An 11,971-nucleotide genomic window follows, 5' to 3' on the forward strand; every position below is an offset into this window, starting at 1 on the left:
GTCCCACCCCCCCCCTTTTCGAGCGAACGTACCTTTCGGCGCCTTCAGTGCGCCGAAAGGCACTTTCGCTCAGCCGGTTTCGTCCAATTTGACCCACCTCGACCTCGCGAACACCTGTGGCCGGGGACGTGACTGCGCCAATCTGTAGTGCGCACGCAGGTCGTCGATCACACGATCAGGGTCCGTTCGCAGTGCACTGGGCACCGTCGGCAACACGATGATTCCCGCATTCTGCATACGCGTCCGACGTTCCACCGTGCGCTTGTAGTCCGTCGGCGCGGCATGCCATTCCAAGGAGTCGATGTCCCACGCGAAGGCAACCGAATCGATCCATCCGTCCGGAATTGCGATGAAGTCTCCGTCGGCATCCCGGATCTCATGGTTGAACAACATTTCCGGCAGCCCGCTCCGCTGCCACAGTTTTCGCGCGTGAACCTCCGGAACCGAGTGGACGTTCGCGTTCACTTCGCGCAACACGACCCGAGGTAGCGCGGACCCCCGACTGCTGCCCGCCTCGAGTTCCTTCGCAAGTTCGCGCACCGAGACGTCGCCACGCTGAACGACCTCGGCAATGAGTGCCCGTGTGGGATCGAGGGCCCTGCACCGCCTCGCAGCGTCGAGTAGTGCCCTCGGCAGCGGCGCACAGCGCAGACCGTTGCGAATCTCCGGCTCAGGCAGTCGAACAGTGCGCTCCACCGTGACGAACCCAACCGATTGAACACGACGGTCGATGGGGATGAGCACCTGCACATCCCCGGCGTGCGTCCGATATCCGTACTCCGACATGGCAGATCGCCCCGTCAGCAGAGACTCGTCACCGCTCAACATGAGCGCAGCGATCGATCGTTGACGCGGCGTCGGTTGACCATTTCGGAGCAGGATCACTCCTGGCAATATGCGCTGCCAGGGTCCACCCACTCGACACCGGGTGTGCACGGCGGAGTTGGAGACGCCCAATCGCGCCAACTCGGCCGTTCGGATCACTCCGCTTCGACTGACGCGGTAGATCGCGTCCAGATCATCGCCCCACATTCCACGCCGCATGGTCGCAGCATGACTCGAGTAGCACCGCGGGCCCCGGCGGCGACCTGGGGTTTTGGCGGCCCTGTGGATAACTTTCGGCGAGCGAAAGGCGCGTTGAGCGCCTCAGATGCGCTGAACGTGCCGTTCGCTCGAAAAAAGGGGGGTCCCGCTCGAAAAAAAGGGGGTGCCCCGCTCAACCACCCACCGCGGCCGCGAGCTCTCGCACATGGTCGGCGTCGCGGCAGGTCACCAGCAGCATCGTGACTCCGGCTTCCTCCCAACGCTTCACGTCCGCGCGCACCTCGTCGACGTTGCCGATGATCATCGTCTCGGTGACCATCTCGTCGGGGACGACGGCAGCAGCTTCGTCCTTGCGGCCCGACATGAAGAGGCGACCGATCTCGTCGACCTCCTTCTCGTAGCCCATCCGCTTGTAGACCTGCGCGTGAAAGTTCAACTCCGGGGCGCCCATTCCGCCGACGTAGAGGGCGGTCATCGGCTTGAGAGCGGCGATGGCGGCGGCACGATCGTCGGTCACGATGACCTGGCACGTGGCGGCCACCTCGAAGTCTTCGCGACTACGACGGGCCCCGGCGCGAGCGAAGCCTTCGTCGAGCCACTTGTTGTACATCGGGGCCAGGCGCGGGGTGTAGTAGATCGCCAGCCACCCGTCGGCGATTTCACCGGCGAGCGCGACGTTCTTCGGCCCTTCGGCGCCGAGCCAGATCGGGATGTCCGCACGCAGCGGGTGCGTAATGGGCTTGAGCGGCTTGCCAAGTCCCGAACTGCCCGGTCCCGCATACGGCAGAGGGTAGTGGGGGCCGGGGCTGGTGACGGGCGCTTCACGGGCGAGGACCTGGCGCACGATCGAGACGTATTCGCGGGTGCGCGCGAGCGGCTTCTCGAATGGCTGGCCGTACCAACCTTCGACGACCTGCGGTCCGGATACGCCGAGCCCGAGGATCGTTCGCCCACCGTTTAGGTGATCGAGAGTGAGCGCGTGCATGGCACAGCTGGTCGGTGTTCGCGCCGAAATCTGTACGACGGAGGTGCCGAGACGGACGTTCTCGGTCCGAGATCCCCACCAGGCGAGCGGGGTGAATGCGTCCGAGCCCCACGACTCCGCCGCGAAGACCGCGTCGAATCCCGCGCCTTCCGCGGCCTCGATCAGTTCCGGGGCGTTTGCCGGCGGCTGTGCGCCCCAGTATCCGAGTTGCAACCCAAGCTTCATCGCAGGCCTCCACATTGCCGGTGATCAGAAGTGACTCTTGCCACAATCTCTAGAACCTGTTCTACTCGATCTTGTGACCATCGGAAAGAGCGGGGTGGCCGACAAGCCCCTGAGCGCACCATTGAATCTCCATTTCGACTACACCAGATCGACGGGACCGACCATCGGCGCGTTCGTGACTGCCCTGCGTGATCGCAAGGTGATCGGCGCACGTGGGTCGAACGGTCGTGTCTTCGTGCCGCCACCGGAATTCGATCCGGATACGGCCGAACCACTGACCGACTTCGTCGGAGTGTCCGACGGCGGAACGGTCGTGAGTTGGACGTGGATGCCCGAACCCATCGAGGGTCAACCCCTGACGAAGCCTTTCGCGTGGGCCCTGATCAAGCTCGACGGCGCGGACACGTCCATGCTCCACGCGGTCGACGTCGACTCCCCCGACGACATCAGCACCGGCCTGCGGGTTCGTGCTCGCTGGGCGTCGGAGCGGATCGGGCAGATCAAGGACATCGAGTGCTTCGAACCAGGTGAGAGCGAAAATGGAATCGCGACAGTCGATTCCAGCGCCGATCCTGTCACCATGATCACGACGCCTGTCGACCTGCACTTCATGCATTCCGCTTCGGCCGAGGAGAGCTTCTACCTCCGCGGTCTCGCAGAAGGCAAACTGATCGGTGGTCGCAGCGGACCCGAAGACAAGATCTACATCCCACCGCGCGGCGCGAATCCCACCAACGGGAAGCCGACGAGCGAGCAGATCGAACTGCCCGACAAGGGAATTGTCACCACCTTCTGCATCGTCAACGTCCCGTTCCTCGGGCAGCGAATCAAACCGCCCTACGTGGCCGCCTACGTGCTTCTCGACGGAGCCGACATTCCGTTCCTGCACTTGATCCTCGAATGTGATGCCGCGGACGTACGCATGGGCATGCGCGTCGAAGCCAAGTGGAAGCCTCGCGAAGAGTGGGGTTACACCCTCGAGAACATCGAATACTTCCGGCCGACAGGTGAACCCGACGCCGAGTACTCCACCTTCCAACACCACCTGTGAGGCTCCTGAAATGACTTCTGCAGACATCGCAGTCGTGGGCTTTGCTCAGGCACCCCACGTCCGCGAAACCAACGGCACCACCAACGGCGTCGAGATGCTCGTCCCGTGCTTCCAGCAGCTCTACAGCGATCTGGGAATCACCAAGTCCGACATCGGCTTCTGGTGCTCCGGATCTTCCGATTACCTGGCCGGACGAGCGTTCTCCTTCATCTCGGCCATCGACTCCATCGGAGCGGTCCCGCCGATCAACGAATCTCACGTCGAGATGGATGCTGCGTGGGCCTTCTACGAAGCGTGGATCAAGATCTTGACCGGCGAGGTCGAGACCGCGCTGGTGTACGGCTTCGGCAAATCCTCCGCCGGGCACCTGCGCAAGATCCTGTCCATGCAGCTCGATCCGTACCTCGTCACTCCGCTGTGGCCGGACTCCGTCTCGATCGCCGGACTTCAAGCCCGACTCGGACTCGACGCGGGTAAGTGGACGCAAGAGGACATGGCGGAGGTTGCCGCTCGCAGCCGTCGTCACGCGCTGAGTAATCCGAAGGCTCAGCTCGCAGGCGAGGTCGACATCGAGGCACTACTCGCCAGCCCGTTCCTCGCAGATCCGTTGCGCGCACACGATTGTGCGCCCATCACCGATGGTGCGGCAGCAATCGTGCTGGCCTCGGGCAATCGCGCCCGCGATCTCTGCGAGCGGCCGGCGTGGATCACCGGACTCGAGCATCGCATCGACTCCCCCAACCTGGGTGCACGTGACCTGACCACCTCGCCGTCCACAACGTCGGCAGCCAAGGCGGCAACGGGCGGCGAGGTCGGCAACATCGACGTCGCCGAACTGCACGCGCCGTTCACTCACCAGGAATTGATCTTGAAGGAAGCGATCGGCCTGACCGACGCCACCACGATCAATCCGTCCGGCGGTCCGCTCAGCGGCAACCCACTGTTCGCCGGTGGTCTGGAACGAATCGGCCACGCCGCCAAGGCAATCTTCGACGGCCAGGCGAATCGCGCTCTGGCCCATGCAACAAGCGGCCCTGTGCTGCAGCAGAACCTGGTAGCAGTCTTGGAGGGACGGAACTGATGGCCGGAACGCCTCAACTCGCGGCCGTGCTCGGCACCGGCCAAACTCACTACGTCGCAAAGCGTCATGATGTCTCGATGGCGGGCTTGGTTCGTGAAGCCATCGACGCCGCGATGCTCGACGCCAACGTCGGCTGGGACGACATCGACGCCGTCGTCATCGGAAAGGCCCCCGACCTGTTCGAGGGTTCGATGATGCCCGAACTCGCCATGTCGGATGCCCTTGGCGCCAACGGAAAGCCGTTGCTGCGTGTTCACACTGCCGGCTCGGTGGGTGGTTCGACGGCTATCGTCGCCTCCAGCCTGGTCAAATCCGGTGTCCACAAGCGGGTTCTGACGGTTTCCTGGGAGAAGCAGTCCGAGTCGAACGCCATGTGGGCGCTGTCCACACCGGTACCGTTCAACATGCCTGTCGGCGCCGGCGCCGGTGGATACTTCGCCCCGCACGTCCGTTCGTACATTCGTCGATCGGGCGCACCGGAGCACATCGGCTACCTCGTCGCGGTGAAAGATCGGCTCAACGGCAGCCTCAATCCGTATGCGCACCTGCGGCAGCCGGACATCACCTTCGAATCGGTGCAGGCATCTCAGATGCTTTGGGATCCGATCCGCTACGACGAGACCTGCCCGTCCTCGGACGGCGCGTGCGCTCTGGTGATCGGCAACGAGGAAGCGGCCGCACAGGTCGAGGCCGAGGGTCGTTCGGTCGCGTGGATCCACGCAACCGCCATGCGCACCGAGCCGACCTTCTATGCCGGACGCGATCAGGTCAATCCGCAGGCCGGCCGTGACGCCGCGGCCGCGCTGTGGAAGTCCGCGGGAATCACCGATCCGCTCAACGAAATCGACTGCGCCGAAATCTATGTCCCGTTCTCGTGGTTCGAGCCGATGTGGCTCGAGAACCTCGGTTTCGCGGAGGAAGGCCAGGGCTGGAAGCTGACCGAGGCCGGCGAAACCGCGATCGGCGGCAAGCTCCCGGTCAATGCCTCGGGCGGTGTTCTCTCTTCCAACCCGATCGGCGCCTCGGGCATGATCCGTTTTGCCGAGTCGGCGATGCAGGTCATGCACCGCGCCGGCGATCACCAGGTGGCCGACGCGCGCAAGGCTCTCGGCCATGCCTACGGCGGTGGCTCGCAGTACTTCTCGATGTGGGTCGTCGGCTCCGAACGTCCCACCACGTAACAGCAGCACACACGCCGATCAGGAAGAGACCGAAGATGAAGTACACCGTCGGGGTTGCCATGAACCCCTTGGACCAGTTAGCCGGTATCGCCAAAACGGCCGAAGAATGCGGCTTTTCGTCGATCGCTCTCCCCGATTCACTGTTCTTCATGGAAACGCAGGCGGCGGATTACCCGTACACCCCGGACGGGTCTCGGATGTGGAATGCCGAGACCCCCTGGGTCGATCCGCTGATCGCCGCAGCTGCAATGGGCGCGGTGACCGAGAAGATCGAGTTCTACACCCAGGTGCTCAAGCTGGGTAGCCGCAATCCGGTCCTGCTCGCGCGGCAGGTCGGATCGGTAGCGGCATTGACGAACAACCGTTTCGGCTTCGGTGTCGGAATCGGTTGGGCTCCTGAAGAGTTCGAGTGGTGCGGCGCTCCGTACAAGCGTCGCGGCGCCCGAGTGGACGAGATGATCGACGTTCTCAAACTAATTCTCGGCGGCGGGATGGTCGAGTATCACGGCGAGTTCTTCGATTTCGATCGCCTGCAGATGAGTCCGGCTCCCACCAAGCCGGTTCCGTTCTACGTCGGCGGCCACACCGAGGTGGCGCTCAAGCGTGCTGCGCGAGTCGGCGACGGTTGGACCTCGGCGATGATCAAGTTCGACGACCTGGTGGGTGTGATCGCACGACTACGCGAACTACGCGCCGAGTACGGCCGCGAGAACGAGCCGTTCGAAATCCAGACGGTGTGCATCGACCGTTTCGGCAAGGACGGTTACGCAGAACTCGAAGATGCCGGCGTCACGGACATCATCACCGTACCTTGGGTTTTCGACGGAATCGGCTTCGATGCCCCGCTGGAGGCAAAGCAGGATTCGATGCGTAAGTTCGCCGAGCAGTACATCAACTGAGGAGTCGCGATGACTGACGAACACCCCGCCCGCGTCGCGGGTAACGCTTCGCGCGCCGCAGCGAGTGGCAAGAACAAGGAAGCCTGGCTGGACCTCTTCGCCGAGGACGGTTGGGTGGAGGATCCGGTCGGGCCGTCGGGATTCGATCCCGAGGGCAAAGGCCATCACGGACGCGAAGCGATCTCCAAGTTCTACGACATGACGATCGCGACCGCGGACAAGCTCGAGTTTCTGATCGACGATTCACTGGTGTGCGGCAACGAGAACGTCAACATCGGCAAGATCCGGACCACCATCGGCGGCTCGATCATCGACGCCGAGGGCGTGTTCGTCTATCGCGTGAACGACGCAGGCAAGATCGCGTCGCTTCGAGCATTCTGGGAAGTGGACCGTGCGATGAAGACGGCACGCAAAGCCTGAGAACCCACAGTACGAGAGCGGCCCCGGTCATCGACCGGGGCCGCTCTCGTCGTATTCGAATCAGCCTGTCGTACTTGCACCGAGAACCCTGAAATGGTTTCCTGGTTGCCAACGTCGCGTGTCGATGACGGACTGCGTCAGGCATGGAGGCGTCGTACTGCAAGGGGTCACTCATGACCATTTCGTTCAACCACACCATCATCGCCGCAAAAGACCGACAAGAGTCTGCGTGGTTCTTCACTCACATGTTCGGTCTGCCAGGCCCGGTCGAGGCCGGCTACTTTCTCGGCGTCGAACTCGAGCACGGGGTGACACTGGACTTCGCACAGGTGGAAGAGGGCGCCGAGGTTGCGTCTCAGCACTACGCTTTCCTCGTCTCCGAAGATGACTTCGACGGCATCTACCAGCGGATACAGGCGTTGAAACTTGATCACTGGGCCGATCCGCGCCAGTCGAGTACCGGCTTCAACACCAACGACGGTGGGCGTGGGGTCTACTTCCTCGACCCGTCGGGACATTTCCTGGAAGCGATCACCAAGCCATACGGCGGCTGAATTAGAGATTGAACTACAAACGGCGGCGCCTACGGGAGATGAGGGATCCCGCAGACGCCGCCGCAGTTCCAGGTTGCCAACTAGTGGCCCCCCGGAACGTCTACTGTAGTTCTGCGTGTTCGAGAGTGCAGAGGCAACTCCCGAAAACCTACACAGAACCTACTCGCCGGTTACCAGGTCAGTATATGTCCGGATCAGTGTTTGACCGGGCAGCCCGATGTCTTGTAATCAACCTGAAACTCTTTGATGCCGTTGAGCCAGCCCGAGCGCAGGCGACGGGGATCGCCGAGCCTGGTGATGTCGGGTAGGTGATCGGCGATCGCGTTGAAGATCAGATCGATTTCGAGACGAGCCAAGTTGGCGCCGATGCAGAAGTGCGCACCCGTGCCGCCGAATCCGAGGTGCGGATTGGGGTCACGCATGATGTCGAACTTCGTGGGGTTCTCGAAGACGTCTTCGTCGAAGTTGGCCGACGCGTACATCATCACGACGCGATCGCCCTTCTTGATCTTCTGTCCCCCGAGTTCGGTGTCTTCGAGCGCGGTCCGCTGGAAAGAGGTCACCGGGGTGGCCCAACGAACGATCTCGTCGGCCGCAGTCTTCGGGCGTTCCTTCTTGTACAGCTCCCACTGGTCGGGATTGTCGAGGAAGGCAACCATGCCGTGTGTGATGGCATTGCGAGTGGTCTCGTTACCCGCGACCGCAAGCAGAATCACGAAGAAGCCGAATTCCTCTGGGGAGAGCTCATTTCCGTCGATGTCAGCTTCGATGAGCTTGGTGACGATGTCATCGGCGGGACACTTCTTGCGCTGATCCGCCATCTGGTACGCGTATCCCAGAATCTCCATCGACGCTGCCTGCGGGTCGATGTCGAACTCAGGATCGTCGTAGGACGTCATCTGGTTGGACCAGTCGAAGAGCTTCATTCGATCTTCCTGCGGCACACCGAGAAGCTCGGCGATTGCCTGCAGCGGAAGTTCGGACGCGACCTGAACCACGAAGTCTCCGGCACCACCGGCAGCCGCAGTCTTGACGATCTTTTCGGCGCGCTCGGTCAGTTCTTCGCGCAGGCTGTTGATGGCTCGCGGGGTGAATCCACGCGAAACCAGCTTGCGAAGCTTGGTGTGCTCCGGAGCGTCCTTGTTGATGAGGATGAATCGCTGCATCTCGACGTTCTCACGCGGGATGTCGTCGGCGAAGCGAGGAATCGCAGTGTTCTCGTGGGTCGAGAAGATGTCGCTTCGCTGCGAGACCTCCTTGACCTCTTCATGACGGGTGACCACCCAGAAGCCCTCGTCCTGGAATCCACCGATTTCCGGGGGCTGCGGATTCCACCACACGGGGGCCGTCTTCCGGAGTTCGGCGAACTCCTCGAACGGCATGCGTTCCGCGTAGATGTCGGGGTCCGTGAAGTCGATTCCCTCGGGGAATGCGGGCTGTGCCACTGATGTCTCCTGCCCTAAGCCTTTTCATCACAGGGGTGATGGGGATCCGTGATGTGTAACACGTTCTACTCTCATTGAAACACAAGCCTGCTTACTAGGAAAGGAAACGTCGGCAGGTCTTGCTTCCCGCAGAGAACCTGTTCTACTTTTTCATTACAAGGAAAGGAGCCCGCTGTGGGCACACCAGTAATCGTCGAGGCTGTCCGTACACCGATCGGCAAGCGCGGAGGTTGGCTCGCCGGTCTGCACGCCGCCGAGATCCTCGGAGCGGCACAAAAGGGCGTTCTCGACCGGTCGGGAATCGACCCGTTGCTGATCGAGCAGGTGATCGGCGGCTGCGTCACCCAGGCCGGCGCTCAGTCCAACAACATCACGCGCACGGCTTGGCTGCACGCCGGACTTCCGTGGCAGACCGGCGCAACCACCGTGGACTGCCAGTGCGGTTCGGCCCAGCAGGCGAACCATCTGATCGCCGGTCTGATTGCCACCGGCGCCATCGACGCCGGCATCGCCTGCGGCATCGAAGCCATGAGCCAGGTTCCCCTCGGCGCAAACGTCGGCGATCAGGCCGGACCGCGTCGGCCTGCGACGTGGGACATCGACATGCCCAACCAGTTCGAAGCTGCGGAACGCATCGCGCGTCGACGCGGACTGACCCGTGACGACATCGAAGCCCTCGGCGTCCGCTCGCAGGCGCTGGCCAAGCAGGCCTGGGAGGAAGGGCGTTTCGACCGCGAGGTTCTCGAACTTTCGGCGCCCCAGGTCGACAAGGAAGGAAACCTCACGGGCGAGACGAAGCTCGTCAATCGCGATCAGGGCCTGCGCGATACGACGGCCGAGTCCCTAGCCCGACTGAAGCCCGTCCTCGAAGGCGGGATTCACACGGCCGGAACGTCTTCCCAGATCTCCGACGGTGCAGCCGCAGTCCTGCTCATGGACGAGGACAAGGCTCGCGCACTCGGGTTGAAGCCGCGAGCCCGCATCATCGCCCAGGCCCTGGTCGGCTCGGAACCGGAATTCCACCTCGACGGACCGGTGCAGGCAACCAGCCGTGTCCTGGAGAAGAGCGGAATGAAGATCGGCGACCTCGATCTGTTCGAGATCAACGAAGCATTCGCATCCGTCGCACTGTCCTGGGCTCAGGTTCACGAACCTGACTTCGACAACGTCAATGTCAACGGCGGCGCGCTCGCTCTCGGCCATCCGGTCGGCAGCACGGGCTCTCGACTGATCACCACCGCACTGCACGAATTGGAGCGTCGCAACGGCTCGACGGCTCTGATCACGATGTGCGCCGGCGGCGCGCTGGCCACCGGAACCATCATCGAGCGTATCTGAGATGACTACTCCCCCAGCTAAACCCAAGGGACTCGACGCTCCGGCGACGGTCAAGATCATCAAGTGGATGTCGAAGGCAAACGTCGCCATGTATCGCGCCACCGACGGGCGGCTGGGTAGCAAGTGGCGGGTCGGCAGCGCGTTCCCGCGCGGGCTGCCGATCTGCCTGCTCACCACCACCGGTCGCAAATCCGGCGAGGAGCGGATCAGTCCGTTGCTGTTCCTCGAGGACGGCGAGAACGTGATTCTGGTGGCGTCGCAAGGTGGTCTTCCGAAGAACCCGATGTGGTACCTCAACATCAAGGCGGACCCGGTGGTGACGGTGCAGATCAAGTCTCGGATCCGATCGATGAAAGCCCGCGTCTCCACCGAGGACGAACGCGCTCGACTGTGGCCGATGTTGACGGCGATGTATCCGGATTTCGACAACTATCAGGCCTGGACCGACCGGATCATTCCCGTCATCGTGTGCGAGCCACTGAAGAAATAAACGAACTGTTTACAACAAAACGTTTACATCGGCCCGGGTTCGTGCCAGCCTGGGTTCATGACCGATGACCAGTTCAGACCGATCGATTCCGGCCGCGAACGCGCACATCGCGAGTACGCCGGACTCTTTCGGATCAGCGAGCGCCACGGCGCGACCCAAAGCCAGCGCGCGCGGCAATCTCATCCGGAGATGCTCGAGCCCTACGGCGCGGTGCGCGTCGTGGCTCGTCTTGCCGGCGGGACCGACACACCGCAGCCGAACGAACCCGAGGTCGACGACGCCGATGTCATGGCTGCGTTGACTCTGATTCCCAAGGCCCGAGCCGAAATGGAACAGCTGGAAGCGCTGTTCCTCGGAATTGCCCGCGAACGGGGCATGACCTGGCAAGATATTGCCTTCGGACTCGGGCTCGGCAGCACTCAAGCTGCCCGCCAGCGCTACGAACGGCTCGTTCGCCGCACCGGAGGCTGAACACGTGCCATAACGAGCGAGTTGGAGCACTATTGACTCGTACGGTCCGCACGGCGTTTCGACAGAGCCTCGAACACAGCAAGGAGTCGCATATATGACGACGCATATTCAAGATCAAATCCTGGACCGACGCGAGATCACCTCAGCCCTCGTGCGTGCGCTGGAGCGTCGCCACGAGGTGCTGGACGCAGTGGTCGACAGCAAGGACCACCAGGAGGCACTGACCACCGTCGCGGAACTCCTCGGCACGTCGGAAGCAAATGCCGAAGCAGTTCTGAGCCTCAAGTTCAGCGCGCTCACCAAGGCTGCGCGCGATCGCATCCAGGGCGAGCTGGAGAATCTCGACGCCACTCTCGAATGGACGACGCTCGATCGTCCCGCGAGCAGCGGGCAGAACTTCACCCTGCGTCCGTTCAGCGACAGCGCAGAAGACAAGTCGCTGTTCACGATTCGTTCGGGCGAGCAGCTCGGCGAAGACGGCAAGCCGTGGAGCGAGGGTCGGATCGAAGCTGAGCTCGTCGGTGGCCTCGGCCGGATCGACGACGAGACCGCTGCCTGGTTCGTCGCCGAGGACGTCTCCGGTGACGGCTCGAAGAGCGTCGGCCTGGTATTCGGCGAACTCGACGGCCAAGAGGTCAACGTGGCGATCTGGATCGCGCCGGAATCTCGCAAGAAGGGCTACGGCACAGCCTGCGTGAAGCATTCTCGGCGCGAGCTCGCCGCAGAGTTCCCCGGCACCGTGTTGGTGGTTCGGGCGCCTGCGTAGCCGGCACACCACCTGTGAGTG

13 protein-coding genes are annotated in these 11,971 nt (G+C 62.7%); 10 read left to right on the plus strand and 3 right to left on the minus strand.

Translation table 11 applies throughout. The features are described 5' to 3' along the window. Positions 1–69: 69 nt before the first annotated feature. Both QMA15_RS28360 and QMA15_RS28365 read right to left on the minus strand, forming a co-directional pair. Positions 70–1,044 carry a hypothetical protein gene (locus QMA15_RS28360; protein ID WP_020968491.1) on the minus strand — a complete coding sequence of 325 codons (975 nt, stop codon included), beginning with the start codon at positions 1,042–1,044 and terminating at the stop codon, positions 70–72. 172 nt (positions 1,045–1,216) lie between these two features. Beyond that, complete coding sequence (locus QMA15_RS28365; RefSeq protein ID WP_019746980.1) at positions 1,217–2,254, minus strand: LLM class F420-dependent oxidoreductase; 1,038 nt, start codon at positions 2,252–2,254, stop codon at positions 1,217–1,219. 73 nt (positions 2,255–2,327) lie between these two features. Between QMA15_RS28365 and QMA15_RS28370 the strand changes: the two genes are divergently transcribed. The 6 genes from QMA15_RS28370 to QMA15_RS28395 all read left to right on the plus strand — a co-directional run bounded on the left by QMA15_RS28370 (position 2,328) and on the right by QMA15_RS28395 (position 7,440). Continuing rightward, a complete protein-coding gene (locus QMA15_RS28370) occupies positions 2,328–3,305 on the plus strand; it encodes an OB-fold nucleic acid binding domain-containing protein (RefSeq protein WP_019746979.1) in 978 nt (325 codons plus the stop codon). 10 nt (positions 3,306–3,315) lie between these two features. Further along, complete coding sequence (locus QMA15_RS28375) at positions 3,316–4,386, plus strand: thiolase domain-containing protein (RefSeq protein WP_003945801.1); 1,071 nt, start codon at positions 3,316–3,318, stop codon at positions 4,384–4,386. Then, positions 4,386–5,567: a thiolase domain-containing protein gene (locus QMA15_RS28380; RefSeq protein ID WP_003945946.1), complete on the plus strand. Its 1,182-nt coding sequence runs from the start codon at positions 4,386–4,388 to the stop codon at positions 5,565–5,567. Before QMA15_RS28375 ends, QMA15_RS28380 begins: the two co-directional genes overlap by 1 nt. Positions 5,568–5,602: 35 nt before the next feature. Continuing rightward, positions 5,603–6,466 carry a TIGR03619 family F420-dependent LLM class oxidoreductase gene (locus QMA15_RS28385; RefSeq protein ID WP_019746978.1) on the plus strand — a complete coding sequence of 288 codons (864 nt, stop codon included), beginning with the start codon at positions 5,603–5,605 and terminating at the stop codon, positions 6,464–6,466. Between the two features lie 9 nt (positions 6,467–6,475). Next, entirely contained in the window at positions 6,476–6,886 is a 411-nt protein-coding gene (locus QMA15_RS28390) for a nuclear transport factor 2 family protein (RefSeq protein WP_019746977.1), read from the plus strand. A 173-nt stretch (positions 6,887–7,059) separates the two neighbouring features. Next, a complete protein-coding gene (locus QMA15_RS28395) occupies positions 7,060–7,440 on the plus strand; it encodes a VOC family protein (protein ID WP_020906296.1) in 381 nt (126 codons plus the stop codon). Between the two features lie 194 nt (positions 7,441–7,634). Here QMA15_RS28395 and QMA15_RS28400 read toward each other — a convergent pair whose 3' ends face one another. Next, entirely contained in the window at positions 7,635–8,885 is a 1,251-nt protein-coding gene (locus QMA15_RS28400; protein ID WP_003945573.1) for a cytochrome P450, read from the minus strand. Between the two features lie 174 nt (positions 8,886–9,059). On the opposite strand from QMA15_RS28400, the gene QMA15_RS28405 reads away from it, so the two are divergent. The 4 genes from QMA15_RS28405 to QMA15_RS28420 all read left to right on the plus strand — a co-directional run bounded on the left by QMA15_RS28405 (position 9,060) and on the right by QMA15_RS28420 (position 11,950). Further along, the gene (locus QMA15_RS28405; protein WP_019746975.1) at positions 9,060–10,223 is read left to right on the plus strand and encodes a steroid 3-ketoacyl-CoA thiolase; all 1,164 of its coding nucleotides are present in this window, start codon (positions 9,060–9,062) and stop codon (positions 10,221–10,223) included. Position 10,224: 1 nt separating this feature from the next. Then, entirely contained in the window at positions 10,225–10,713 is a 489-nt protein-coding gene (locus QMA15_RS28410) for a nitroreductase family deazaflavin-dependent oxidoreductase (protein WP_029254509.1), read from the plus strand. 57 nt (positions 10,714–10,770) lie between these two features. Next, entirely contained in the window at positions 10,771–11,184 is a 414-nt protein-coding gene (locus QMA15_RS28415; protein ID WP_021342917.1) for a hypothetical protein, read from the plus strand. Positions 11,185–11,278: 94 nt separating this feature from the next. After that, the gene (locus QMA15_RS28420) at positions 11,279–11,950 is read left to right on the plus strand and encodes a GNAT family N-acetyltransferase (protein WP_279163097.1); all 672 of its coding nucleotides are present in this window, start codon (positions 11,279–11,281) and stop codon (positions 11,948–11,950) included. The last annotated feature ends 21 nt before the right edge of the window (positions 11,951–11,971 follow it).

The sequence above is a fragment of the Rhodococcus sp. APC 3903 genome (assembly GCF_030407755.1).
GTDB classification, from domain to species: domain Bacteria; phylum Actinomycetota; class Actinomycetes; order Mycobacteriales; family Mycobacteriaceae; genus Rhodococcus_F; species Rhodococcus_F erythropolis.

Coding starts and splice junctions, on each gene's coding strand:
- QMA15_RS28380 (WP_003945946.1), top strand. CDS start 4,386: ATGGCCGGAACGCCTCAACTCGCGGCCGTGCTCGGCACCGGCCAAACT.
- QMA15_RS28390 (WP_019746977.1), top strand. CDS start 6,476: ATGACTGACGAACACCCCGCCCGCGTCGCGGGTAACGCTTCGCGCGCC.
- QMA15_RS28410 (WP_029254509.1), top strand. CDS start 10,225: ATGACTACTCCCCCAGCTAAACCCAAGGGACTCGACGCTCCGGCGACG.
- QMA15_RS28420 (WP_279163097.1), top strand. CDS start 11,279: ATGACGACGCATATTCAAGATCAAATCCTGGACCGACGCGAGATCACC.
- QMA15_RS28415 (WP_021342917.1), top strand. CDS start 10,771: ATGACCGATGACCAGTTCAGACCGATCGATTCCGGCCGCGAACGCGCA.
- QMA15_RS28385 (WP_019746978.1), top strand. CDS start 5,603: ATGAAGTACACCGTCGGGGTTGCCATGAACCCCTTGGACCAGTTAGCC.
- QMA15_RS28395 (WP_020906296.1), top strand. CDS start 7,060: ATGACCATTTCGTTCAACCACACCATCATCGCCGCAAAAGACCGACAA.
- QMA15_RS28365 (WP_019746980.1), bottom strand. CDS start 2,254: ATGAAGCTTGGGTTGCAACTCGGATACTGGGGCGCACAGCCGCCGGCA.
- QMA15_RS28375 (WP_003945801.1), top strand. CDS start 3,316: ATGACTTCTGCAGACATCGCAGTCGTGGGCTTTGCTCAGGCACCCCAC.
- QMA15_RS28360 (WP_020968491.1), bottom strand. CDS start 1,044: ATGCGGCGTGGAATGTGGGGCGATGATCTGGACGCGATCTACCGCGTC.